We start from the raw sequence: 26,268 nt of genomic DNA, 5'->3' as shown, positions 1-26,268 counted from the left end.
GCGGAATAGTTGCTATTAGTTAGTTGAATTGGTTGAGCGGTCGCTGTGAATGAGTTCCAGCAGTCGCTCAACTGCTTCTTCTTCAGGAATGTTCTTCAAGACACACTCCTTGGCTCTGTAGAGCGAGATCTTACCACGACCTGCTCCTACGTAGCCGTAGTCGGCATCGGCCATTTCACCCGGACCATTCACAATGCATCCCATGATACCTATCTTCAAGCCCACAAGGTCACTGGTGGCTGCCTTGATCTTGGCAATGGTCTCTTGCAGGTTGTAGAGCGTACGTCCGCAACCAGGGCATGAGATATACTCGGTCTTGGTGAACTTAATGCGGGCGGCCTGAAGAATGGCGTCGGCAAGACTAATCAAACTAGCAGGAGTAGTAAAACTAGCGGAACTGGTTATGTCCAACTTCGTGGCTTTGCGGTCTATGAGCAGGGCACCTACGGCCATTGCAGCTTTCAGTTGGAATGTCTCCCAGTCTGCGGCATCGAGATTCAGGGTGATGGTGTCGTCCTTGATGCTGGCTTCTGCCTCTGCACGAAGCTGTGTGCACTCGGGGATGAGTTCCACCAGTTTCTTGGCTACGGGAATCTCGCACTCTGGTTCCTCGCTGAGACTCACACGAATGGTGTCGCCAATGCCTTCTGTCAGAAGGGCACCGATGCCTAGCGCACTCTTGATACGACCGTCCTCACCTTCGCCTGCTTCTGTAACACCCAGATGCAGGGGATAGTGCATGTCCTCCTGATCCATGGTCTTCACCAACAGACGTACGGTGGTGACCATCACAACGGTGTTGGAGGCCTTGATAGAGATAACCACATCGTTGAAGTTCTCGCGACGGAAGATGCGCAGGAATTCCATACAGCTTTCCACGATACCTTCAGGTGTGTCGCCATAACGGCTCATGATGCGGTCGGAGAGTGAACCGTGGTTCACACCAATACGCACCGCCGTGTGGTGCTCCTTACATATATTTATAAAAGGTACGAGCTTGGCTTCTATCTTCTTCAGTTCTTCGGCATACTCCTCATCGGTGTATTCCAAGTGCTTGAACGTGCGACCCGGATCAACATAGTTACCAGGGTTGATGCGCACCTTCTCACAGTACTGAGCAGCTACATCGGCAGTGTGGGCCGTGAAGTGCACGTCAGCGACAAGTGGTGTATGATAGCCATCGGCCTTCAGACTAGCAGAGATGTTCTTCATGTTCTCTGCCTCACGAGTGCCCTGTGTGGTAAAGCGTACCAGTTCACCACCAGCATCGATGATGCGCTTGGCTTGTGCCACGCTACCCTCGGTGTCGTTGGTGTCGGTGGTAGCCATCGACTGTACACGGATGGGGTTGTCGCCGCCAATGGCGATGTTGCCCACGTGGCAGACACTACTAGTTCGTCTTATACTCATACTTTACTTCTGCTAAATCCTTGTTGGCCTTCTCTATCTTGCTCTTCAGACCAGCCTTATAGTCGCTGAGACGCTGTGCAAGGGCGGCATCGCTCAGTGCCAACATCTCTACGGCAAGGATGGCTGCGTTCTGTGCACCGTTTACACCAACGGTGGCAACGGGAATGCCTGGAGGCATCTGGATGATAGAGAGCATAGCGTCGAGACCGTCGAGCATGCCCTTGATGGGAACGCCGATGACGGGCAGTGTGGTTGAGGCTGCGATGACGCCAGGCAGGGCGGCAGCCATGCCAGCACCGGCAATGATAACCTTCAGACCGCGCTCCTGAGCGGTGCGTGCAAAGGTCTCAACGGCGTCGGGCGTGCGGTGAGCCGACAGGGCGTTGACTTCGAAAGGAACTTGCATCTCGTCGAGCAACTTACATGCTTTTTCCATGACGGGCAGGTCGCTCGTGCTGCCCATGATGATACTTACTACTGGTTTCATATGCTTGTTTTTTTTAATCGATTGCGAAATAGAATATGCTTACGCCGCCAATGATGAGGCCCACGAGGAAGCCTACGCACACCTGTGACAGCGTGTGCTGGCGCAGAAACATGCGGGCACTGCCCAACATGCCTGCCACGACAAGCGTGAGGCACAACCAACAGGTGGGATCGAAAGCGAAAATCTCAGCAAACACCAACAGGGCACCGGCCACACCTCCGATGGCGGCGGTGTGGGTGGAGATCTTCCACCACACGTTGATGATGGCACAGACAATCTGCACCATCAGTGCTGCAAAGACGATCGACGACACGAAATGGAAAATGTTGAGGGCGTTGAGCACCTGTATGCACAGCAGATAGCTGCAGATGGAGATGAGGTAGGGCACCAGACGGCGGCGCTTGTGGCTCAACTCGAAGAGTGTCCATCCGTGATAGTTGCGATAAAGACGAATGAGAAAAGTGGGCATCAGGATGGTGAACAGATACACCAGGCTAAGCACCATGAACCGATAGCCTGCCGGCAGCAGACTGAGATAGCTGAAGGTGAACAGCACAATAAGACCTACCAGCGGCAGGTAGAAAGGGGTGAACATCATGCTGATGGTGCGTGCGGCAATGATGATGCTCTTCTCTCTTGACATCTTAATGATGTTTTTCTCTTTTGACATCCTGATGACTAATTAGACTTTCTTAAACGCGCAATGGGTATGCCCAGCATCTCGCGGTATTTGGCCACCGTGCGGCGGGCTATGGGGTAGCCCTTCTGGGCCAATAGCTTGCAGAGCACATCGTCGGCAAGGGGCTTGCGCTTGTCCTCCTCGTCGATAATCTCGCGCAGTACGGCTTTGATGACGCGGGTGGACAGTTCCTCGCCGTTCTGTGTGGTGAAGCCCTCGCTGAAGAAGTAGCGCAGGGGGAACGTGCCCCATCGCGTCTGGGCATATTTGGAGTTAGACACACGAGAGATGGTGCTGATGTCCAGACCGGTCTTCTCGGCCACGTCTTTCAATATCATGGGGCGCAGCAGGGTCTCGTCGCCCTCTTCGAAGAAGGGGTGCTGCAACTGGATGATGGCCTTCATGGTGAGGGTCATGGAGCGCTGACGCATCTTGATGGCATCGATGAAGCTCTGGGCTGCCCCCACCTTCTGGCGCGTGTAGAGCAGGGCTTCCTTCATCTGGCGCGACATGGTGTCCTTGTTGTTCTGGTATTCCTTCAGCAGTTCGGCAAACGAGGGGGACACCTGCAACTGTGGTATCTCGCTGTTGTTGAGCGAGAAGGTGACCGTACCGTCGTCTTGTGTATCGACGATAAAGTCGGGGGTGATCTGTTGGATGGAGTGGCCGATAGTTTCGCTCATGGATGCACCAGGACGCGGATTGAGATGGCGCAGCTCACCGGTCAGCTCTTCCATAAGCTGAGAGCCCACCTTGAGGTCTTTCTGCAACTTGTCCCAACGGCGGTTCTTGAAGTCGTCGAAGTGATGCTCCAGGACGCGCAGCATGAGTCGGTCCATGTCGAGCTTATTTTGTGGTGCGCCGTTGCTGGTGTCGTCGGCAAGCTTGCGCTCCACTTGCAGTTGCAGGCATTCCTGCAGGTCGCGGGCACCAATGCCTGGCGGGTCCAGTTGCTGCAGGCGCTTCAGGTTCTTTTCAATCTCCGCTGTGCTGAGATCGATGTTATGATAGATGGCCAGTTCCTCGGCAATACTGTCGATGGGGGTGCGCAGCAGACCGTCGTCGGCCAGCGAGCGGATCAGATACTCCATGACATAGCGCTCCTGGTCGTTGAGTTCCAGTTCGCTGACCTGCTGCAGCAGTGTGTCATAAAAGGTCTCGCTGGCGCCAAAGGGCGTGTCTTCACGTTCTTCAGCACTATAGTGGTTGCCGGCATATACGGGCAGGTCCTCGTCGTCGCGGCCAAAGCTCTCCAAGGCGGCGTCGAGCGCATCCTGACGCTCTTCGCGTTCGCGCTGACTGTCGTAGTCCTCGTCGGCATTGTCCTGTGTGTTGGGACCGTCGTTGAAATCGGTGTTGTCGGGAAATTCAGGCTCGTCGGTCTGTTGTTCCAGTGCAGGATTGTCGTGCATCTCGGTGTTGACCCGTTCAATGAATTGCTGAAGGGGTAGCTCCACCAGTTGTGCATTCAACAGCTGTTGCTGCGAGATGGTTTGCTGCAAGTGCTGTTCTTGTCGTTGTTCCTGAGTCTGAATCTGAGCCATTATTTACTTGAAATATGCCATCAGTTCTTGTGCCAGCTCGTTCAGCTGGTTGGGGTCTCCGTTGCCATAGCGGTGCCAGATGTGCTGACAGGCGGGCAGCAGGGGTGATGGTTCGACATCATTCTTGGTAAAGTAGGGGTCGCACGACTGAAAGGTGGTGAGCACCTCTACGACCTCGGCAGGAGAAAGCTTCATTTGGCGGGCCAGCTCTACGACTTCGGGTGTCTCCTCGACCATGGTGGCGGGCGTCAGCTGGAAATAGAGGTTGAGCGCGAGTATCAGCATGACGGGCTTCAGCCTTTCGTTCTCGGCCAGCGGACGGAAGTCTTTCTCAAACGACTCCTGGATCTCGACGCCACTGTAGAACGCATCGCTGGCACCGAAGTCTTTCATCTGGCGCAGCGTGGAGACGGCGCGCTGCAGGCGGCGCGGGTTCTCGCTGTAGGTCTGCCAAAGCCGCTCGATGAGGGGCGTCTCAAGTCTTTCTATCTGACGCATGCGAGCTTGCAGTGCCTGTGGTGCAATGTGCAGTTCCAGGCTCAGGTCCACCATATCCTTGCTGTAGAGCGCTTTGGTGCCCACAGGTTTCTTCAGGTAGAGTTGCAGTAGCAGCAACCAGAAGTCATCGTGCCAAACTTGATTCTTTGCCATGTGCCTTAATTTTGGAGCAAAGTTACTGAAAACAACGTGAATAACCAAATTTTTTTAGATGCTTTCAACAAGAATTCTAATTAATTTTGTACTTTTGCACCAAACAATAACTAAGAACAATGCGAAAACTGTTTTTTCTGATGGCACTGGCGATGCATTCTTCAGTCGTCAAGGCGCAGCTACAGATAGAACCACCGCCACAGATACAGCCACCCAAGGAGGAGTTCAAGAAGAATCTCAGACTGTCGGGGGGCGAGTTTCTGGCTTATCCCATTCCGCGACAGCGCAAACAGACGCCTGCGCCCGAGGGAAAACGCTTGTTCTATGTCAGTCACTATGGCCATTTCGGTTCGCATCATCATGAAGAAGAGATGGACTATGACTACGCACTCAACTGCCTGACAGAGGCCGACGATCAGGGCATGCTGACCACCCTGGGCAAGGATGTGCTGGACCGCATCCGCCGGATGAAGGCTGAGGCCTACCTGCGATGGGGCGAACTGACGGAGGTGGGACTGTCACAGCAGCGTGTCATCATCTCGCGTATGTTTGAACGCTTCCGCCCCGTGTTTGGCGATGGCGCACATGTCGAGGCGCATAGCACCATCGACGGACAGACGGTGCTGGCCATGGGTGTGGCGTTGCAACAGCTGTTGCTGCTGAACCAGAAACTGGACATCCATCAGGATGCCAGTCTTCACGAGATGTACTATATGAGTCAGCAGGACAGTGGACTGCAGGCCGAACGACTGTCGGCCCAGAAGCGCCAGGCCTTTGATGCCTTCTGTAAGAAGCGCCGCCGCTGGCAGCGCATGGTGGGAGCGCTGTTTAATGACAAAGACTACCTGGAACAACGCGTGGACGGCGAGAAACTGAATCGCCACCTCTTTCGCCTGGCTTCCAATCTGCAGAGCTCCGAACTGCGCAAGGAGATGACCTTCTACGACCTCTATACCGACAACGAGATATACGAGAACTGGCAGAAGGAGAACGTCTTGCAGTATCTCACCAATGGCTTTTCGCAGTACGACGGTGGCGACCAGCCCTATTCGCAGCGCAACCTGTTGCGCCGCATCATTCAGCAAACTGACAGTTGCATCAAGATGTCGCATCCCGGCAGCACCCTCCGCTTTGGTCATGAGATGGTGATCATGCCACTGGTTTGTCTGTTGGGCCTTGATGGCTACGACCAGCAGGTGGGCGATCTGGACCAGTTGGAGAAGCGTGGCTGGGTGGACTATCGCGTATTGCCGATGGGTGCCAACATCCAGTTTGCCTTCTACCGCAAGAATGCCTCAGACAAGGATGTGATTTTCAAGATCCTGCTAAACGAAAATGAGGCGACTCTGCCTTTGAATACAGATATCGCCCCATATTATCATTGGGATGATTTTCGCGACTACTACCTGCAACGCATCAATGCGTATGATGAGAACCTGGCAGAGTAGTCGCTCCCCTTATGCTTTCTGACTGAAGGCCAGCGCATACATGCGGGCCTGCTTCACCATGGCCAGCAGACCATTGCTGCGGGTGGGTGAGAGGTGCTCTTTCAGTCCGATTTCTTCGATAAAGTAAAGGTCGGCATTCAGGATATCCTGAGGTGTCTGGTCGTTGAGCACACGGATGAGCAGTGCCACGATGCCTTTCACGATGAGGGCATCGCTCTCGGCCTGGAAGTGAATCTTCCCGTCGGCATAGTCGGCCTGCAGCCACACACGGCTTTGGCAACCGTCTATCAGGTTGCTCTCAGTCTTATACTTCTCGTCCAGTGGCTCCTGCTCGTTGCCTAAGTCAATGAGCAACTGGTATTTGTCCATCCAGTCGTCAAAATCGCTGAACTCCTCGATGATCTCGTCTTGTCTTTCGTTGATGGTCATATCTTAAATCTCCATTCTCATTTTTCAATTTTCTCTATCAGGAACAGCTTGTCGCTGGGACGCACCTTCTCGGGCACCTTGATGCTGACGCGTGTGCCTTGCTGGGCGGTCTCTACGGCGTGGGTGTCGTCGTGGATCTCATCTACGGTGACATACAGCGCACCAGTGGTGGGTCCCGTGATCAGCATCTTGTCGCCTACGCTGAAGGTGCCTGCCTCTACCGAGAACTCTGCCACGCCCAACTTCGAGAAGTATTTTACACCTTTGCCGATGTACTTCTTGCGCTCGGTGGCGCTGGAACCGTAGTTGGTGTTCCACTCGCCCAGTGTCTGTCCCTGGTAGTAGCCGTCCCAGAAGCCACGGTTGAAGACGGTGGCCAGGCGCTCGTCCCAGGCATCCTTCTTCTCCTCGGTGAACGTGCCGTCGAGCACGCTCTGGATGGCCTCCTTATAGCACTGCACCACGGTGAGTACATATTCGGGACCGCGAGCACGACCCTCAATCTTGAAGACGCGTACACCGCTCTTCATCATCTTGTCGATGAAGCGCACGGTCTTCAGGTCCTTAGGACTCATGATATACTTATTGTCAACCTCCAGTTCGGTGCCCGTCTCGCGGTCGGTCACCAGGTATGAGCGGCGACAGATCTGCATACACGAACCACGGTTGGCCGAACGACCTGTGTTGTCGAGGCTCAAGTAGCACTTGCCGCTGACAGCCATGCACAGTGCACCATGACAGAACATCTCAATGCGTACCTGCTGGCCACTGGGGCCGCAGATGTTTTGCTCCTCTATCTGGCGGTAGATCTCGGCCACCTGCTCCATGTTCAGTTCGCGGGCCAGCACCACCACGTCGGCAAACTGGGCGTAGAACTTCAGAGCCTCCACGTTAGAGATGTTCAACTGTGTGCTGAGGTGCACCTCCATGCCCTTCTCGCGGCAGTAGGTCATCACCGCAATGTCGCAGGCAATGACAGCCGATATCTTGGCCTCTACGGCAGCATCCACGATCTGATGCATCGTCTCGATGTCCTCACCATAGATGATGGTGTTCACCGTGAGATAGGTCTTCACACCTGCCTCGTTACAGGTGGCGGCAATCTCGCGCAGGTCGTCAATCGTGAAATGGTTGGCAGAATGCGAACGCATGTTCAACTGCTCCACGCCAAAATACACCGAATCGGCTCCCGCCTTCAGGGCAGCAGCCAACGAATCGCGGCTCCCCACGGGCGCCATGATTTCAAAATCCTTCATATTCATGATGCAAAGGTACAAAGAAGTCGTCGAATAGCAAAAAGAAACAATATATTTCTTTGTATTACAGGCTATTTCTTAACTTATGTATAGCCTCACCTGTAAACATCTTCTTTCTTCAGTTCTACGACCTTTCCGAAGCGGGCAAGGGCCTTTATGTCTGTCAGATGCTTATCGCCAATAACCACCCAGACACGATTACTGTTGGAGGCAATGTGCTGTTGGTGAAACTGCAGGATTTCCTGAGACGTAACAGCAGGTATGCTCTTGGCAATATCTGCCTGAGGATCAGATGTGTATCCGTCTCTCAGTTGGTTTGCTACATATTCGCCCACTGTGCGGAAAGAAGGATAAGCATTCTGGATATCATTGACAACGCTCTGGCGCGAGGCTTCCAGGTTATTCTCCTTCATCGGTATGTGATGTAACAGAGAGTCTATGGTTGAGAGCGCCTCCAATGTCTTATCGGCTTGTGTGCCCGTTATTGTGATGTAACATTGTGTTGCATCAGGATGACGGGCTAGACTTGTAGTGAAGGCACTGCCACCCGTGGAGTAGGCCAATGAGCGGAACTCACGCACATTCTGGAAGAGTACAGACGACATACTGCCTCCGAAATACTCACCCCAGAGCTTGAACTGCACACGGTCTGCCTGTGTAGGCAATGCCCCGACGGCATCATAGCTAACCACATAGTTCTGGCGTGACTTTGGCACGTGGTAGAAATAGACCACTGGTTCGTCATACTGCAGGAAAGGACGGAAGGTATCAGCCTGGGGTTTGGTGCACTGGTCTAAGGGAAGGATGCGTTGCGCTTCATTCGCCACATACGCCATAGGCTGGCGACCACAGTAGAAGAGTTCGCAGCCGTACTGCTGCAACTCCTGGAAGAGCGCCAGCAAGTCCTCGTCTGTCAGAGACTTCACTTCCTTCCTACTCATCTGCGTGAGGTACGACGACCTTTCTCCAACAGCGATACGATGTATCACAGGTTGCAACACGTCGTCTTTCTGTTTTCCGAAACTCTTACGCTCCACTCCATCCTCGTCCTTCACATCTTTGAGTGCATCACGATCTCCCTTGGCCGAACGCAGGAAATGCGCCAACAGCTGCAGGGCGGGCACCAGTTGGTTGTCTGGACCCGTGAGGTTGATGCTGAAAGCTACGTTGCCAGACGCTATCTCCATCGTGGTGCCAATACGCTGCCATGCCTGTTCCAACTGCTGTTTTTTCAGTGAGTCGGTGCCCAACTGTGACAGATAGTTGGCCATGATCTTCAGTGCGGGCGTATGCAGTTCGCCATTCTTGTAGCGGATGGTAAAGCTAAAGACATCGTTGATGGGGTTCTCTTTGTAATACAGCAGGGTTTGAGACTTGAGAGGAAGTATAGTCACATCCTTTTTAAAGTCAACGGTACGTACTGCCATATCCTTGACAGGCACCTGCTCCAACTGCTGGGCAAAGGCCGACTTCGCATCCATGTTTTTCGGACTGATAGGCTTATAGCCGGGCTGTTTCAGTGTTTCTTTCTTCGACGTACCGTATTTCTTGACCAAGGTGATATAATTGGCACCATAATACTTCCTTGCCGCTGCCACCACGTCAGCCTTTGTCAGTCGGCGAATACCGTCCATCTTATTGAGCACATCCTGCCAGTTGCGCCCTTTCGAGAAGGCGTTAATCAGCACATCCGAGCGATTGCTGATCGTTTCTATATTCTGTTCGGCCTCCATCAGCATCTCTTGCTTCAGGGCTTCCATCTGCTCGTTGGAAAAATCACCGTCCATCACCTTCCTGACCTGTTCCATCACGCGGGCCTCTGCCTTTTTCATCTTTCCAAAGAGGTTGGGAATGACCACGATGCCAGAGCCTGCTGCATCATCCAGCGAGGCACTCATGGCTGCAGCCATCATCAACTTGTGTTCGTTGACCAACGAATCCAGCAGGCCAGCCTTACCGTTATAAAGCAGTTTGTTGGCCAAATCGAGCGCATTGGCATCTGCCTCATACTCTGTAGGGGCCTTGAATACCAAGGCTTCTGCACCAACCAGGGGGATAGGCAGTTTCACCTCTTCACGCTCACCTGCCGCAATCGTAGGCATAGTGCTCTTTATGCGCTCTGGCGCAGGACCAGTCTGCACACGTCCGAAGGTTTTCTCCAGCAATGTCGTCAGCGCAGCATCGGGCTTAATGTCTCCACAGAGAATCAGGCCCATATTTGATGCTACGTAGTATTTCTTATAGAAGGCAGCCATATCCGACAAGCGCGGATTCTTCAGATTCTCCGTCGAACCAATGATAGGATAGGCATAGGGCTGGGTCTTAAACACCGCACGGAATACTTTATCCTGTGCATTGCCCAGGGCATCGGCAGCACGGTTTTTCTCTTCATAGACATTCTCTAACTCACCCTGAAAGCCGCGGAACACGGGTTTGATGAGTCGCTCGGAGTTCAACCAGCACCACTGTTCTATGAACTGTGGCAGGAAAGAGTTATGATAATAGGTTAAATCATGACCGGTGCCAGCATTCAGAGCGCTGCCACCATATTTTGCTATCAACCGACTGAACTCATTGGGAATCGCGTAGTCGGCAGCCTTCAGACTCAGTTCGTTGATATGTTTCTGAATGCGCGTGCGCTCTGCCTCGTCCTTGGTGTTGCTAAGCAGGTCGTATTGAGCCGAGATACTGTCGAGCCACGGCTTTTCTTTATCATAGTCAGTGGTACCCATGCGGTCGGTACCCTTAAACATGATATGCTCAAAATAGTGAGCAATACCCGTATTGGGGCAGTCTTTTGCACCAGCTTTTACCACCACGGCGCCAAAGACTTTCGGCTGGGAGTGATCCTCATTCAGCCATACGGTCATGCCATTACTCAGTTTCAACTCCTTGACATCCAGCTGCGCATAAGCCAGCACACTCGTCAAGACTGCAACCAAAAGAAAAGCAATACGTTTCATATTCAGAAAGAAATAATTAAAGGGTTAGATGTTGCCATTTGGCGTACATCTAACCCTTCTTTAATCCATTATATACACGGGCTTTTCATACCCATCAGTATTTTCGTTTACTTGTTCAGTTTCCAAGTGACGCCGTCTTTCGTATCCTTCACCTCGAAGCCGGCGGCAGCCAGGGCATCGCGAATCTGGTCACTGGTGGCCCAGTCCTTGTTGGCCTTAGCCTTGGCACGCAACTCCAGCACCATGTCCATCACCTTGCCAAAGGCAGCCTCGCGTTCGTCGTTAGAACCGCTCTTCTCTGACTTCAGACCCAGGATGTCGAAGGCAAAGAGCTGCATGGTCTCCTTCAGCTCCTTCAGACAGTCGGCACAGATGGTGGCCTTATGATCCACCAACTTGTTGACCACGGTGCAAGCCTCGAAAAGGTTGCTCAGCACCAGTGGCGTAGCCAGGTCGTCGTTCATGGCATCGTAGCACTTCTGGCGCAGCGCCTTAACCACCTTCTCGGTCTCGGTATCGCACTTGTCGCTGACCTGCACACGCTCCAAGTCGCTGATGGCGTTCATCAGTTTCTCGTAGCCCTTCTCGGCAGCCTGCAGAGCCTCGTTAGAGAAGTCCACCGTACCACGATAGTGGGCAGAGAGCACGAAGAAACGGATGGTCATGGGCGAGTAGGCCTTCTCGAGCAATGGGTGATTGCCCGTGAAGAACTGCTCCAGTGTGATGAAGTTGTTGTATGACTTACCCATCTTCTGTCCGTTGATGGTCAGCATGTTGTTGTGCATCCAGTACTTCACGGCGGGATGACCCATCGAAGCCTGTGCCTGGGCTATCTCACACTCGTGATGAGGGAACACCAGGTCCATGCCACCACCGTGGATGTCGAACTGCTCGCCCAGGTACTTGCGGCCCATGGCGGTACACTCGCAGTGCCAGCCGGGGAAACCGTCGCTCCAGGGCGATGGCCAGCGCATGATGTGCTCGGGCTGTGCCTTCTTCCACAGGGCGAAGTCGGCCTGGTTGCGCTTCTCGCCAACACCATCGAGGTTGTCGCGCGAAGCATCCTTGATATTCTCCAGTGAGCGTCCGCTGAGGATGCCATACTTGAATTTCTTGTTGTAGGCCTCGATGTCAAAATAGATAGAGCCATTGCTCTCGTAGGCAAAGCCGTTGTCCAGGATCTGCTGCACCAGCTGCTGCTGCTCGATGATATGACCCGTGGCGTGAGGCTCGATAGAAGGGCGCAGCACGTTGAGCGCATCCATATACTGATGGTAGCGGTTGGTGTAGTACTGGGCTATCTCCATAGGCTCGAGCTGCTCCAAGCGTGCCTTCTTGGCAATCTTGTCCTCGCCCTCGTCGGCATCGTGCTCCAAGTGGCCCACGTCGGTGATGTTGCGCACATAGCGCACCTTGTAGCCCAGATGCTTCAGGTAGCGGAACACCAGGTCGAAGGTGATGGCAGGACGGGCGTGGCCCAGATGGGGATCACCATAGACGGTGGGACCACAGACATACATGCCCACATTGGGTGCATGGAGTGGTTCGAAACGCTCTTTCTGTCGTGTCAGCGTATTGTAAATGACCAGTTTTGATTCCATATTAATCTGTATCTTTTTATGAATGTTTGCTAAGTTGTTGGCTTCCTGATTCTTTTTCAATCGGCAAAGTTACTGTTTTCTTGTGAAATACACAAATTAATTTGGAGATTTCGGGATTTCACAGTAATTTTGCAAGTCTAAATCAATCAATTGGATAGAAGATGAATGTAGTGAAATATATCGGTGTGATGATCATGACGATGATGCTGACCACGGCTTGTGGCGGTTCGAAGAAGAGTGCAAAAGACGAGGGTGGCGATATGGTGCCTGCGGGACCTACCTTTTCTGCCGACTCAGCATATGCTTTCTGTGCCAAACAGTGTGAGTTTGGACCGCGCACGATGAACAGTGTGGCGCACGACCGCTGTGCGGCATGGATCGTGGATCAGTTTCAGCGCTTTGGCATGACGGTCACCGAGCAGCGCGCTGTCTTGAAAGGTTTCGACGGAACACCGCTGCAGGCTAATAATATTATAGCCAGCTACCGTCCGGAACTGACCGATAGGATTTTGCTTTGTGCGCATTGGGACTGTCGCCCTTGGGCCGATAATGATCCCGATGAGGCCAACCACACCAAACCGGTGATGGGGGCCAACGATGGTGCCAGTGGGGTGGCTGTGATGCTCGAGATAGCCCGACTTATTGAGTCGGCAGCAGACACACTGGGACAATTCGGCGTGGACTTCGTTTGTTTTGACGCAGAAGACTGGGGCACCGACAACGAGAGCGACTCGTGGGCGCTGGGCGCTCAGCATTGGGCTGCACAGCAGAAGATGCAGACGGACGGCCGTAGGTATCGCTATGGCATCCTCTTGGACATGGTGGGCGGACAGGGCGCACGCTTCTATCGTGAGATGTTCTCGTGCCAGTATGCTCCCAGTGTGGTGAAACGGGTGTGGAAGGCTGCCGAAGTGGCTGGTTTCGGCTCGTTCTTTCCTCAGCAGGATGGGGGCATGATCACCGACGACCATGGTCCGGTCAACGAGGTGGCCGGCATTCCTTGTATAGACATTATTTCTTATTATCCCGATTGCATGGAAAGCAGTTTCGGACCTACGTGGCACACGGTGACAGACGATATGGAGCATATCGACCCTGCCACGCTGAAAGCCGTAGGTCAGACCCTGGTTCAGGTGCTTTATTCTGAGCGATAATAAGGGAGTGGGGGAGTTGAGGCTTAGAGTTGTCCTGCCTCAACCATCAGTACGACGCGCTCTGTCAGGCGATCGACGCCTTCGGGCTCATAACCTTTTTTCAGTGAGGCGCCAAACATCCAGGCGAAGGCCTGCCACATGCCCGAACGAACAGGACCGATGAAGGCCTGCATGGCTTCGTAGGCTGTAGAGTTGCACTCGCGGTCCACCAGTTTGATGAGCAGTTTGCCCTGTGAGAACGTGAGCTTCTTCATCTTGGGCTTGTATTCTGCCACAATCGAAGCCTCTACGCGCTTCATGTGCTCGTTTTTCTCCTTTTTCGTAGGCAACTTCTCCAGTACTTCGGCGGTCTCTATCAGCATCTGTCTGACGTTCTTGGCCAGCGGGAGTACCTTCTTTACATTCTTTACCAGTCGCATATAGGCCTGCTGCTGACGTTTGCTCTTGAACGTGGGTTCGGGGTAAACATATACGTTCGACATCTCCATATACTGAATAGAGTCGCCGTCCACCAGCGTCTTGCTCACCTTGACGGTGGGGACAAAGGTGGGGTCGCCAAGGTCTTGTTGCCCTTGGGCTGCAGCGGTCAGCATGCCAGCAGTGAGGAGTGTGCTCAGTAGAATATGTCTTTTCATGTCATCGTAGTTAGAAGATGCCGCGTATCAAGATGTCCCACACGGCGATGATATGGCAGATAGAGCCTGCCAGCACACAGAAGTGGAACACTGTGTGCATGTATCTTGTCTTGTTGAATGAATAGAAGATGGCGCCAGTGATGTAGAAGACACCTTCCAGCACGATCATCACCACGGCCCACGCCTCTACGGTGTCGATGAGAGGCTTGAAGGCGACCAGTACCGACAGTCCCATGATGCAGAAGCAGATGGTCTCAATGTTGGAGTGCTCTTTCAATCGGATGAAACTGATGAAGGTGCCGATGATGGCGCACGACCAGACAAAAGAGAACAGCACCCATCCCCAATGCCCGTAGTCACGCATCGCGATGAGGGTGATGGGTGAGTAGCTGCCGGCAATATGCCAATAGATGGCGGCGTGGTCCCACTTGCGCAGGTGCTCTTTCCACTTGCTGTCTTCCTTCAGGGCGTGATAGATAGTAGAGGCCAGATAGCTGCCCGTCATACCGATCAGGTAGAGTCCCACGCCGATGCCTGCCCACATGCGATTCATGTTGCCCAGGCACACCACGATGATAAAGGCAATGCCGACGGCACCAGCCATGATGGCGCCACCGGCATGTGTCCATGTATTCCAGATTTCTTCTTTTCTAGTGTAATTGATAGCCATGTCAGTTTAGTCGGCCAGCACAAAGTCGAGCTGGCGTTTTTCGATGTTAGCGCGCGCCACCTTGATGCGGATGGCATCGCCAAGTTGATATTTCTGATGATGACGACGACCTACCAGGCAGTAGTTGCGCTCGTCGAACTCGTAGTAGTCGCCATCCAGGTCGTGCATGCCGACGAGTCCTTCGCAGTGGTTCTCGTCTATCTCGCAGTAGATGCCATACGACTGTACGCCCGAGATGTGGGCATCGAACTCTTCGCCCACCTTGTCGGCCATAAACTCTACCATTTTATATTTAATAGAGTCGCGTTCGGCATTCTGAGCAGTTTGCTCCATCTGACTGGCGTGCTCGCAGAGCTCCTCAAAGTGGTTCTGGTTGGCTGAGCGTCCACCGTCTTGATAGCGGGTGAGCAGACGGTGTACCATCATGTCGGGATAGCGGCGGATGGGCGAGGTGAAGTGGGTGTAGTTGTCGAAAGCCAGACCGTAGTGACCGATGTTGTGGGTCGAATACTTGGCTTTCATCATGGCGCGGAGTGCCAATGTCTCCACCAGTTTCTGCTCGCGCATGCCCTGTGCATCCTCCATCAGCTTATTGAGTCCACGAGACAAGGCGCCGCGCGTGCCGCTGGTCTTCACCTTATAGCCAAAGGGCGACAGTGCCGTGCGTAGGCTTTCCAGCTTCTGTGGGTCGGGTTGGTCGTGGATACGATAGACGAAGGTCTTGCCTTTGGCGGCCTTTTCTGCCTTCTCGTTCTTGCTGGCTTTCCCGGCTTTGCCTACCCATTCTGCTACGGTCTTGTTGGCCAGCAGCATGAACTCCTCAACGAGTTGGGTGGCGTCGGTCGATTTCTTGAAGAAGCAGCGCGTAGGCTTGCCGTTCTCATCGACTTCGAAATGCAGTTCTTCGCGGTCGAACTTCACCGAACCGTTCTTGAAACGGCGCTCGCGAAGCTTCTTAGCCAGCTTGTCGAGTGTGCGCAGGGCTGTGTCCCAATCGGGGCCGTCCGTCTTCTTGGCCTTGGCAGTAGCTTCGGGTGATTGCAGTATCTCTTGTACCTCTTCGTAGGCAAAGCGGCGGTCGCTGCGAATCACGGTGTGCGCCAGGTGCCAGTCTTTGATGTTGGCCTCTTCGTCGAGCTTGAAGATGACGCTGTAGCTCAGCTTCTCCTCGTCGGGGCGCAGCGAACAGATGAAATTGCAAAGGCGCTCGGGCAGCATCGGGATGGTGCGGTCAACCAGATAGACACTGGTGCCACGCTGTTCGGCCTCGCGGTCGATGATGCTGCCTTCTGTCACGTAGTGCGAGACGTCGGCAATATGTACACCCACCTCGTAGCAGTTGCCGTCCTTGCGGATAGACAGTGCATCGTCGAAGTCCTTGGCATCCTTTGGGTCAATGGTGCAGGTCAGCACCTCGCGGAAATCCTCTCTTCGGTCAATCTCCGACTGTGGAATCTCTGCAGGAATCTTGTCGGCGGCCTCTTCTACGCGCTTGGGATATTTATAAGGTAAGCCATATTGAGCCAGGATGGCGTGCATCTCCACGGTGTTCTCGCCTTGTTTGCCCAGCACGTCAACGACCTCACCCACCAGATTCTTGGAGGTGGCCGATGGCCATTGGATGATTTTTACGACGGCCTTGTCGCCGGTCTTTCCACCTTTCAGCTTCTTCTTGGGTATCAGGATGTCGTGCACAAAGATGTTGCCTTCGGTGTTCAGGAAGGCAAAGTCCTTCTCCACCTGCAGCACACCGACGGCCTGGTCGTGCTTTCGCTCCAGTATCTCGGTCACGATAGCTTCTTTGATGTGGTTCTGTCGGCGAGCCATAAAGGCCACCTTTACGCGGTCGCCGTTGAGTGCAAACATCGAGTTGCGCTCAGCCACAAACACAGGCTTGCCGCCATCGGCCGGCATAAACGAGTTCTTGCCGTTGGCCTTGCGGATGAACGTGCCCTCCTGCACCTGCGTCTTCAGGTTCAGACGATAGCTGTTGTCCGACACCTTCGACAACCAGTCGTCCCAAGCCAGCTCTTCCATCACGTCGATGGCCAGCATCTTGGCGGGATGGGTGCTCAGCTTGAGCGACTTAAAGATCTGTTTGAAACTGAGCGTTTCACCGGGATGCGCCTGAAACAATGCCTGTAGTGCGTCAGCGATATCGCGCTTTGACATGCGTTTTCCACCTTTTTTCTTACCCATGATAAAAGCTTATAATTATGATTGCATTCGCAAAAGTACATATTTTTATTGAATGCGGCAACTTTTCTTGGTTAATAAAAAAAAAGAGGTGCTTCTTGCGAAAAGAAGCACCTTAACTTTTTCTTTACAGAATTAATTAGTTCAGAGCGTCTGCAAGCTCAGCGCCAGCCTTGAACTTAGCTACCTTCTTAGCAGCAATCTTGATCTTAGCCTTAGTAGCGGGGTTGATACCCTCACGAGCGGGACGCTCGTTAACTGCGAATGTACCGAAACCTACGAGAGCTACCTTGTCACCAGCAACGAGAGCACCCTTAATAGCTGCTACAGTTGCATCGAGAGCCTTCTTTGCGTCAACCTTTGAGATACCAGCACCAGCTGCAATTTTCTCTACCAATTCTGTCTTGTTCATAATTTTTTAGTTTTTTTAGTGAATAATACAAAAAGATTATCAAAATTCTGACGCAAATATAAAGGAAAGTATTTATATAACAAGCAAAAAATGAGAAAAATTTTGTTTTTTGCCTAAAAAAAGTTGTTTAACCCCTCGTTTTATAGTGAAAAAGAGATATTTTTCGTAATTTTGCCCCGCAAAAGTGTTATACATCGTTAATTGTAGTTTTATATCGAAATTTGCGTATGTTTGCTAATATACCGACAGTTACAAAGAATCTGCTCATCATCAACGTGTTGGCTTTTCTAGCTACGTTGGTGCTGGCACCCCTTGGCGTAGATCTGAAGCAGATGGGTGGTCTCTATTTTTTCCTGGCCAGCAATTTCCACTTGTTTCAGTTTGTGACCTATCAATTCCTGCATGGCAGTTTCACCCATTTGTTCTTCAACATGTTTGCCCTGTGGATGTTTGGTTGCGTGATTGAACGTGAGTGGGGTGCAAAGAAATTCTTAATTTATTACATTGCGTGTGGAATTTTTGCAGGTGTCTGTCAGGAGCTGGTGCAGTTTGTGAGCTACTATTTCATTGTGGCTAGTCAGGTTTCCGGGGCTTCTGTAATAGATGTCTTCAATAGTTTGTCGGACAATGCTGTTTACCTGAATCATTCTCTGACAATAGGTGCTTCGGGTGCAGTCTATGCCATTCTGCTGGCTTTTGGTATGACATTCCCCAACGAGCGCATCTTTATCTTCCCTCTGCCTATTCCTATCAAGGCCAAGTGGTTTGTCTTGTTCTATATTGTTGTCGAACTGTTCTCAGCGATGTTCTCGTATGGCGATGGCGTTGCGCACATGGCGCACGTCGGCGGTATGCTCTCTGGTTTCCTGTTGATACGCTACTGGCGAAATCATGCCGATAACGGATTCACGGTGAACGGCGGACGCCAGTTCTTCGGTCGGTGGTCTCATGATCGCAAGAGAAAAACGACGTGGCACAACAACTTCACCACCACATCCAACTTCTCGAGTCAGACACGTACCGATGGCACTTCCAACAACGACATGGAGTATAACGCCCGAAAGAAGGAACGTCAGGAAGAGATTGACCGTATCCTGGACAAGATACGTATCAGTGGTTATGACAGCCTGTCGAAAGACGAGAAGAGACGACTCTTTGAAGCCAGTCATGATCGTTAACCCCGTAGCCGCACATGCTTAAGAGCATCAAACATTTCCTGGTAGGCATCCTGCTTGGTGCCAGCACGGCCACAGCCTTGGCCATGGTGGCGGTGGGCTATAGCGACCGTTTGGATCCCGTGGACCATCCGTTGCTGGCATGCTTGGGCATGACTTTCCCCTTCTTTGTCGTGGCCAATCTGGTCATCCTTGTGCTGTGGGTGCTCTTCAAATGGAAGTATGTCTGGATACCACTCCTGGCATTCGCGTTCGCGTACGTACCAATTAGGAATTACGCTCCCATTCATTTCGGCAGTGAGAAGCCCAAGGACTGCATCAAGATTCTGTCTTACAACGTGTGTGGCTATGGCGGTAATTTCCGCTATGACAATGCCTACGACACTATCTATTCCTACCTGAAGAAAGTCGATGCCGACATTGTTTGTATTCAGGAGGAACAGAACACCAAGATCAATCAGCTCACCTTCTTCAAAGACACCTATCCCTACAACGACACGGTGCACGTGAGCATCCCTGGCAGTGTCAATATCAACGCGTTAGGCATCCACTCCCGCTATCCCATAGTGAAGAAGGAACGCATTGACTATAAATCACTTACAAACGGTTCGGTGGCATACTATCTACAGGTGGATGACGATACCGTCATTGTGATCAACAACCATCTGGAAAGCACCCATTTGTCGTTAGACGACCGTCAGCGCTACAAGGAAGTGCTGCGCGGCAATATGGAGCGCGATGCGGCGGAGGAAGAAACCCTGTTGCTCTTGGAAAAACTCTCTGATGCCATGGTGCTGCGTTCCAGCGAGGCCAAGGCTGTGCATCAATACATCGAAAATCACCGTCAGTACCCCCTGATTGTGTGTGGCGACTTCAACGACACCCCCATCTCGTTTGCCCGCCGCACGGTGGGGCAGGGACTGATAGACTGTTATGCCGAAACTGGTTGTGGGCCAGGCATTTCATACAATAAGAAAGGCTTCAACGTGCGGATAGACTATATCTTCTGCTCCGACCATTTTCAACCCTATGACTGTCAGGTTGATAGTGAGGCCGACTACAGTGATCATAACCCCATCTATTGCTCGTTGAAATGGACAAAAAAGTAACCTAACCCCCCTAAAAACCTATCACCGATAAACCTAAAACCCAAGGAAATAGTGCAGAAACCTTAAAAAATGAAGGAAAATCGGTTGAAAATTTCGGTAAGTGTAGAAAAATCACTATATTTGCAAGCTAAATTTTTGAAATACTTAATAAATAACAAATAAATAACATGCAAAACAAAGGAATTGTAAAGTTTATTGCAGTCGCACTTGTGCTGATCTGCTGCTTCTATCTTTCCTTCTCTTTTGTGACTCGCTACCACGAGAACAAGGCTGCTGAGATTGCTGCTCAGCAGGGTGAGAAGGCTAGCTTGGAGTACCTTGATTCGGTCGAGAACTCTAAAGTATGGTTCTGGGCCTACAACCTCAAGGAGTGTCGTGAGATGGAAATCGGCCTGGGTCTTGACCTGAAAGGCGGTATGAACGTTGTTCTTGAAGTATCGGTTCCCGATATCGTTGATATGCTGGCCGACCACAAGAGCGACCCTGGTTTCCGCAAAGTATTGAATCTGGCTCGTGATGAAGAGAAGAAGACTCAGGGAGACTTCGTTTCTATCTTTGCCCGTATGTGGGAGCAGAACGAGACTCGTCCTATGGCTGCCATCTTCGCTACCCAGCAGATGCGCGACAAGGTGTCAACCCGCAGCACCAATGCTGAGGTTGTTGCTGCCATCCGTGCTGAGGTACAGTCTGCCATCGATAATGCCGAGACCGTTGTTCGCACCCGTGTCGATAAGTTTGGTGTGGTTCAGCCCAACATCCAGAAGCTGGAGGGTCAGAGCCGTATCATGGTCGAGATGCCTGGTGTGAAAGAGCCCGAGCGTGTTCGTAAACTGTTGCAGGGTAGCGCCAACCTGGAGTTCTGGGAGACCTACAATGCTCAGGAGATCCTGCCTTACCTGTCAAAGTTGAACTCTGACTATGCTGCCGAGCTGAGCCATCAGACTGGCGAGGTAGCCGACACCACCGCTCAGGTAGCTGAGGCTGCCGAGGGGGCTAAGGCTGACACCGCTGCTGTTCAGAACGACCTGGCTACAAAGCTGGCTAGTGGCAAGAATGCTGCCGACAATAGCGAGGCTGCTGAGCGAGTAAAGAAGCAGAATCCTCTGTTCTACTACCTCCACACCGAGCGTGCCGGTCTGGCTATGCTGGGCGATGTCAACGAGCTGGATACCGCTGCTGTCAACTCAGTTATCTACTCAGACATTGCTAAGAAAGACCTGCCTTCTGACGTGAAGCTGCTGTGGAGTGCTAAGGGCGAGCGCCTGGGCACCCTGAAGGGCAACTACTTCCAGCTCTACGCTATCAAGGTGAGCGATCCTTCTGGTAAGGCTCCTCTCTCTGGTGACGTGATCACCTCTGCCAAGGACGACTACTCACGCGGTATGGGCACTCCCGAGCCTATCGTTTCTATGCAGATGAACACCGAGGGTACCCGCATCTGGGCTAACCTCACCAAGACAAATATCAAGCGCGCCATCGCTATCGTTCTGGATAACGTGGTTTACAGCGCTCCCCGTGTGAACGACGAGATCACTGGTGGTAACTCACAGATCTCAGGTAACTTCACACAGACCGAGACCAAGGACTTGGCCAACACACTGAACTCTGGTAAGATGCCAGCTCCTACACGTATCGTTCAGGAGCAGGTAGTTGGTCCTACACTGGGTGCACAGTCTATCCAGCAGGGTGCCATCTCATTCGTTGTAGCCTTCATCCTGCTGATGTGCGTGATGGTAGTGCTCTACGGTTGGATTCCTGGTATGCTGGCCAACATGGCTCTGCTGTTCAACCTGTTCTTCACACTGGGCATCCTGACATCGTTCCAGGCTGCACTGACCATGCCTGGTATCGCCGGTATCGTGCTGACACTGGGTACTGCTGTGGATGCTAACGTGCTTATCTACGAGCGCACCAAGGAAGAGCTGCGCCGCGGTTTGAATATCAAGGAGGCTCTGAACCTCGGTTATTCTAACGCTTTCTCAGCTATCTTCGACTCTAACTTGACTTCGTTGATCACTGGTATCATCCTCTACGTATTCGGTACAGGTCCTATCCGTGGTTTCGCAACGACTTTGATCATCGGTATCTGTGTGTCGTTCTTCACTGCCGTATTTATGACTCGTCTGGTTTACGACCGTCAGATGAAGAAGGACAAGTGGCAGAACCTCTCTTTCACCACTCCATTCTCTAAGAACATGATGCAGAACATGCACGTTAACTTCATGGGCAAGTTCAAGGCTTCTTATTGCATCTGGGGTGTTGCAGCACTCGTATTCATCGCCAGCTTCTTTACTCGTGGTCTCGACCAGAGTATCGACTTCACCGGTGGTCGTAACTACGTGGTTGTTCTCGACAAGGAAGTACCTGTAGAGGAGGTTCGTTCACTCGTTAGCAACGTATTCACCGAGGAAGAGGGTAAAGTGGCTTACACCAGCGTGATTGCTCTGGGTGCTTCTTCAGAGAAGACCGTTCGTATCTCTACCAACTGGAACATCACCTCTAACGATCCTACCATCGACGACCAGGCCGAGAATATCCTCTTCGAGACATTAAAGGGTGCAGGTCTCATCTCTCAGGAGAATGTGGCTGCCTTCAAGAACCCCGACGATCGTAATGGTGGTTCTATCATCGAGTCTTCTAAGGTAGGTCCTTCTGTGGCTAAGACCATCACTCAGGGTGCTATCATCAGTGTGGCTCTGGCTCTGATTGCTATCTTCCTCTACATCCTGTTGCGCTTCCGCAACGTAGCCTTCTCTGTAGGTTCTATCGTTGCTCTGGCACTCGATGCACTGGTAGTTATCGGCTTCTACTCACTGCTGCACCACATCGTGCCCTGGTCTCTCGAGGTTGACCAGACCTTCATCGGTGCTATCCTGACGGTGATCGGTTACTCTATCAACGATAAGGTGGTGGTATTCGACCGTATCCGTGAGAACATGCAGATCTATGCTAAGCGCGATCGTAAGACCCTGTTCAACGACTCACTGAACCAGACTCTGGCTCGTACAATCAACACCTCTGTGACGACCTTGATCGTACTGCTCACCATCTTCTTCTTGGGTGGCGACAGCATCCGTTCATTCTCGTTCGCAATGATCCTCGGTGTTGTATTCGGTACGCTGTCTTCTATCTTCATCGCTGCTCCTACTGCTTATCTCACCATGAGCAAGAAGGACCGCAAGGAGGAAGAGACTGCCGTTGCTGCTGAGTAAGCATTAGCGCTCTGTATAATATATAAAGAGTACGCGTACGTGTGTGCGCGTACTCTTTTTTTGTCCCCGGCGGAGATGCATTTTTCCCGGCGGAGACGCGTTTATTCCCGGCGGAGATGCGCCGGGAGTGGTGGTGGGGGGCGCTGGGAAGGGGGAGCGATGGCGCTGGGAAGGGGGCGTGGATGTGTTAAAGTGGAGGGATTGTGATGGTGCTTTCGGAAAATCTTTGTATCTTTACCGCAAGAAATGTGGGAAGCCACATGATGACATAATGAAAAATGTGAAAACTACCAATCTAATAAGTATGAAGAAGAACGAGGATTTTGTTATCACGATTAATCGTGAACTGGGCAGTGGCGGACGCACCGTGGGTCGGCTGCTGGCAGAGAAGTTGGGCGTGCCTTTCTATGACAAGGCGCTCATCCATGAGTTGCAGAAGCTGTTCAACCTCAGTGCCGACGAGATTGAACATCTGAAGGGACGTGAGCATAGCTTCTGGGCTGAGGTGGAGCGCATCCTGAAGTTGGGACCGGGCATGAACTCCAACTACTTCCTTCCGCAACGGGGCGACGAACCTGACTCGTTGACCACCGATGATGTGTATAAGAAGGAGACGCTGATACTGCAGAGTCTGTCGCAGCGTGGCTCTTGTGTCATTGCCGGACGTACGGGCTTCCATGTGCTTCGCGATCATCCCAACCACCTGAGCATCCTCATCCAGGCCTCTATGCCGTTCCGTGTGGCACGTGTCATGCGCAAGCAGAATATGACCGAGAAGGAGGCTCGCCAGACCATCGAACGGGTGGACAAGATGCGTGAGAACTATGTGAATAAATACACTAAGACGTCGCGCTATGATACGCGCAACTACCAGTTGGTCATCTCTGCCGACGAAAAGACGGAAGAGGAGATTGTGGATCTGATTCTGAAGTATATTGGTTAACTACAAAACATCAGTCATTATGAGAAAGATTTTCCTTTGGACAATGGCCCTTGTGTTCGGCGTTGGTATCATGTCCTCCTGTCAAAAGACAAAAACAGCCGACAACGCTTCGTCTGATGAGACTGCCAATCAGGTGGTCAGCGAAGAGTTGATACGTACCAGTCAGAGTTGGGATGGTGTGGAACTGCCCGACTATCTTCAAGGACGTCCGGAGCTGGTTGCCGTGAAGTATGTGTTCCCCGCTGGCAAAAAGCTGGGGTGGCATCACCATCCTGTGATGAACTACGGTATCTTGGTACAGGGCGAACTGACTATCATTGGACAGGACGGTACCGAGAAGGTTGTGCATGAAGGCGAGGCTGTGGTAGAGATGGTCAACACGATTCATCATGGTGAGAACCGTGGCGACAAGCCCGTAATCCTCTACATGTTCTATCTCTCGCAGAAAGACTTGCCGCTGGCAGTCCAACACCCTGAAATACCATTAGAGTAAGCTAAGCCCCGAAAGTACACTTGCTGACTTTCGGGGTTCTTTCTTCGCTTATTCGTACCTTTTAGCTGACGCTTGAAGGTAGGCTGCATCTCGGAAAAACTCAAATAAATTTGGTTTTTCTCTCAATTTGCACTAACTTTGCACCCAGAAAAGGTATTATTTTCTCTTTTTATAAGGTATGAAAGAATTGGCATTGAAGTACGGATGCAATCCGAATCAGAAGCCATCACGCATTTACATGCAGGATGGCTCAGAGTTACCCATCGAAGTGATTAACGGCCGTCCCGGCTACATCAACCTGCTTGACGCATTTAACTCTTGGCAGCTGGTGAAGGAGCTGAAAGCTGCTACTGGACTGGCAGCTGCTGCCTCGTTCAAGCATGTATCGCCTGCCGGCGCAGCTGTAGGTCTGCCCCTGAGCGACACACTGAAGCATATCTATTTCGTAGATGACATCCAGGGACTCGATGAGTCGCCCATCGCTTGTGCTTATGCACGTGCACGTGGTGCCGACCGTATGTCGTCTTACGGTGACTTCATCGCCCTGAGCGACACTTGTGATGCAACGACTGCACTGATCATCAAGCGCGAGGTGAGCGACGGTGTAATCGCACCCGACTATACTCCCGAGGCGCTGGAGATCCTGAAGGAGAAGCGCAAGGGTACTTATAATGTGATTAAGATAGACCCCGCCTACACACCTGCACCAATCGAGACCAAACAGGTGTTTGGCGTTACCTTTGAACAGGGCCGCAACGAGATTCGTCTGGACGATCCCGCTCTGTTCGAGAATATCCCCACAGCCAACAAGACATTCACCGAAGAGGCACGTCGCGACCTGATCATTGCCCTCATCACCCTGAAGTACACACAGTCTAACTCTGTATGCTACGTGAAGGACGGTCAGGCTATCGGTATCGGCGCTGGTCAGCAGAGCCGTATCCACTGTACACGTCTGGCCGGACAGAAGGCCGACATCTGGTGGCTGCGTCAGCATCCGAAGGTGATGAACCTGCCCTTCAAGGAGGGTATCCGTCGTGCCGACCGCGACAACACCATCGATGTGTATATCTCTGAGGAAGAGCACGACGACGTGCTGCGCGATGGTGCTTGGCAGCAGTTCTTCACCGAGAAGCCTGAGGTGCTGACACTGCAGGAGAAGCACGAATGGATTGCCAAGAATACCAAGGTGGCTCTGGGCTCAGATGCCTTCTTCCCCTTCGGCGACAATATTGAGCGTGCCCACAAGAGCGGTGTTGAGTTCATTGCTCAGGCCGGTGGCTCGGTGCGCGACGACCATGTCATCATGACGTGCGACAAGTACGGCATCGCCATGACCTTCACGGGCGTTCGCTTGTTCCACCATTAAAATTAAACCAAATAGAAGACTCTCCCCCGACCCCTCCCTGTGAGGGAGGGGAGTGGTTAGATATCTAATCAAACAAAAAACGAATAGTTATGGGTAGAGAGGATGATTTTCAGTCGATACTGGAGAATGGCATTTCTTTTGGCCGTGGTGGAGAACGCAAGGACCCCAATGAGGGTAAGGTGAAGACCAAAGCCAAAAAGAAGAAGTACATCACCGGTGCGCACGGCAGTGGCTCGGCCCGTCAGAAGGCAAAGTACCGCGAGCAACGTGCCAACCGCAAGCATTAAGCGTGACGCCTTGTCGCAAACAGGGCAACGCACATCACAATAAGGATAGCCATCAGCGTGACTGGTGGCTATCCTTGTTTTATATTGGTGCTATCACCATCTGATAGCGTTCCTTTTGCAGTCTAATAGTGCTTGTCTTGTGATC

General features: G+C 52.2%; 22 protein-coding genes. 9 read left to right on the top strand and 13 right to left on the bottom strand.

What is annotated here, in order from left to right:
* Nucleotides 1-15: 15 nt before the first annotated feature.
* Genes ispG through T433_RS0102465 form a run of 5 tightly spaced genes read right to left on the bottom strand, consistent with a single transcriptional unit; the run spans nt 16 to nt 4,771 of the window.
* A complete protein-coding gene (gene ispG, locus T433_RS0102485) occupies nt 16-1,410 on the bottom strand; it encodes a (E)-4-hydroxy-3-methylbut-2-enyl-diphosphate synthase (protein WP_027454725.1) in 1,395 nt (464 codons plus the stop codon).
* A complete protein-coding gene (gene purE / locus T433_RS0102480; protein ID WP_027454724.1) occupies nt 1,391-1,897 on the bottom strand; it encodes a 5-(carboxyamino)imidazole ribonucleotide mutase in 507 nt (168 codons plus the stop codon). The genes ispG and purE overlap by 20 nt, the downstream gene beginning before the upstream one ends.
* 13 nt (nt 1,898-1,910) lie before the next feature.
* A complete protein-coding gene (locus T433_RS0102475) occupies nt 1,911-2,567 on the bottom strand; it encodes a phosphatase PAP2 family protein (protein ID WP_248616459.1) in 657 nt (218 codons plus the stop codon).
* An 8-nt stretch (nt 2,568-2,575) separates the two neighbouring features.
* The gene (rpoN, locus tag T433_RS0102470; protein WP_027454723.1) at nt 2,576-4,120 is read right to left on the bottom strand and encodes an RNA polymerase factor sigma-54; all 1,545 of its coding nucleotides are present in this window, start codon (nt 4,118-4,120) and stop codon (nt 2,576-2,578) included.
* A gap of 3 nt (nt 4,121-4,123) precedes the next feature.
* Nucleotides 4,124-4,771 (bottom strand): hypothetical protein, encoded by a 648-nt coding sequence (locus tag T433_RS0102465; protein ID WP_027449231.1) that lies wholly within the window; start codon nt 4,769-4,771, stop codon nt 4,124-4,126.
* Between the two features lie 119 nt (nt 4,772-4,890).
* Between T433_RS0102465 and T433_RS0102460 the strand changes: the two genes are divergently transcribed.
* A complete protein-coding gene (locus tag T433_RS0102460; protein WP_027454722.1) occupies nt 4,891-6,219 on the top strand; it encodes a histidine-type phosphatase in 1,329 nt (442 codons plus the stop codon).
* Nucleotides 6,220-6,228: 9 nt separating this feature from the next.
* Here the strand turns inward: T433_RS0102460 and T433_RS0102455 are convergent, their stop codons facing one another.
* The 4 genes from T433_RS0102455 to cysS all read right to left on the bottom strand — a co-directional run bounded on the left by T433_RS0102455 (nt 6,229) and on the right by cysS (nt 12,468).
* Nucleotides 6,229-6,648 (bottom strand): SufE family protein, encoded by a 420-nt coding sequence (locus T433_RS0102455; RefSeq protein WP_027449230.1) that lies wholly within the window; start codon nt 6,646-6,648, stop codon nt 6,229-6,231.
* A 17-nt stretch (nt 6,649-6,665) separates the two neighbouring features.
* Complete coding sequence (locus T433_RS0102450; protein WP_027454721.1) at nt 6,666-7,910, bottom strand: U32 family peptidase; 1,245 nt, start codon at nt 7,908-7,910, stop codon at nt 6,666-6,668.
* Nucleotides 7,911-7,999: 89 nt separating this feature from the next.
* A complete protein-coding gene (locus T433_RS0102445) occupies nt 8,000-10,867 on the bottom strand; it encodes a M16 family metallopeptidase (protein ID WP_027454720.1) in 2,868 nt (955 codons plus the stop codon).
* A 107-nt stretch (nt 10,868-10,974) separates the two neighbouring features.
* Entirely contained in the window at nt 10,975-12,468 is a 1,494-nt protein-coding gene (gene cysS, locus T433_RS0102440; protein ID WP_027454719.1) for a cysteine--tRNA ligase, read from the bottom strand.
* Nucleotides 12,469-12,629: 161 nt separating this feature from the next.
* On the opposite strand from cysS, the gene T433_RS0102435 reads away from it, so the two are divergent.
* On the top strand, nt 12,630-13,622 hold the full coding sequence (locus tag T433_RS0102435) for a M28 family peptidase (RefSeq protein WP_027454718.1): 993 nt from the start codon (nt 12,630-12,632) through the stop codon (nt 13,620-13,622).
* Nucleotides 13,623-13,645: 23 nt separating this feature from the next.
* On the opposite strand, the gene T433_RS0102430 is transcribed toward T433_RS0102435, so the two are convergent.
* From T433_RS0102430 to T433_RS0102415, 4 genes are all read right to left on the bottom strand, one after another.
* Nucleotides 13,646-14,257 carry a DUF4294 domain-containing protein gene (locus tag T433_RS0102430; RefSeq protein ID WP_027454717.1) on the bottom strand — a complete coding sequence of 204 codons (612 nt, stop codon included), beginning with the start codon at nt 14,255-14,257 and terminating at the stop codon, nt 13,646-13,648.
* A 10-nt stretch (nt 14,258-14,267) separates the two neighbouring features.
* Nucleotides 14,268-14,927: a PAQR family membrane homeostasis protein TrhA gene (gene trhA / locus T433_RS0102425; RefSeq protein WP_027454716.1), complete on the bottom strand. Its 660-nt coding sequence runs from the start codon at nt 14,925-14,927 to the stop codon at nt 14,268-14,270.
* Nucleotides 14,928-14,933: 6 nt separating this feature from the next.
* A complete protein-coding gene (gene rnr, locus T433_RS0102420; RefSeq protein WP_027454715.1) occupies nt 14,934-17,126 on the bottom strand; it encodes a ribonuclease R in 2,193 nt (730 codons plus the stop codon).
* Nucleotides 17,127-17,262: 136 nt separating this feature from the next.
* Entirely contained in the window at nt 17,263-17,535 is a 273-nt protein-coding gene (locus T433_RS0102415) for an HU family DNA-binding protein (RefSeq protein ID WP_027454714.1), read from the bottom strand.
* 227 nt (nt 17,536-17,762) lie between these two features.
* Between T433_RS0102415 and T433_RS0102410 the strand changes: the two genes are divergently transcribed.
* The 7 genes from T433_RS0102410 (at nt 17,763) to T433_RS0102380 (ending at nt 26,123) form a co-directional block, all read left to right on the top strand.
* Entirely contained in the window at nt 17,763-18,713 is a 951-nt protein-coding gene (locus T433_RS0102410; protein ID WP_027449221.1) for a rhomboid family intramembrane serine protease, read from the top strand.
* 14 nt (nt 18,714-18,727) lie between these two features.
* Nucleotides 18,728-19,819 carry an endonuclease/exonuclease/phosphatase family protein gene (locus tag T433_RS0102405; protein ID WP_027454713.1) on the top strand — a complete coding sequence of 364 codons (1,092 nt, stop codon included), beginning with the start codon at nt 18,728-18,730 and terminating at the stop codon, nt 19,817-19,819.
* 167 nt (nt 19,820-19,986) lie between these two features.
* A complete protein-coding gene (gene secDF / locus T433_RS0102400; RefSeq protein WP_027454712.1) occupies nt 19,987-23,031 on the top strand; it encodes a protein translocase subunit SecDF in 3,045 nt (1,014 codons plus the stop codon).
* A gap of 304 nt (nt 23,032-23,335) precedes the next feature.
* Nucleotides 23,336-23,974: a cytidylate kinase-like family protein gene (locus T433_RS0102395; RefSeq protein WP_081778334.1), complete on the top strand. Its 639-nt coding sequence runs from the start codon at nt 23,336-23,338 to the stop codon at nt 23,972-23,974.
* 19 nt (nt 23,975-23,993) lie between these two features.
* Complete coding sequence (locus T433_RS0102390; protein WP_052356950.1) at nt 23,994-24,467, top strand: cupin domain-containing protein; 474 nt, start codon at nt 23,994-23,996, stop codon at nt 24,465-24,467.
* Between the two features lie 178 nt (nt 24,468-24,645).
* Nucleotides 24,646-25,836 (top strand): phosphoribosylaminoimidazolecarboxamide formyltransferase, encoded by a 1,191-nt coding sequence (locus tag T433_RS0102385; RefSeq protein WP_027454709.1) that lies wholly within the window; start codon nt 24,646-24,648, stop codon nt 25,834-25,836.
* Nucleotides 25,837-25,925: 89 nt separating this feature from the next.
* Complete coding sequence (locus T433_RS0102380) at nt 25,926-26,123, top strand: hypothetical protein (RefSeq protein WP_027450512.1); 198 nt, start codon at nt 25,926-25,928, stop codon at nt 26,121-26,123.
* Nucleotides 26,124-26,268: the final 145 nt, after the last annotated feature.

Origin of the sequence: Xylanibacter brevis ATCC 19188 (assembly GCF_000621725.1) — a bacterium.
GTDB classification, from domain to species: Bacteria; Bacteroidota; Bacteroidia; order Bacteroidales; family Bacteroidaceae; genus Prevotella; species Prevotella brevis.
Note: the sequence above shows the minus strand (reverse complement) of the source record. Positions and strands in the feature narration are given on the sequence as shown.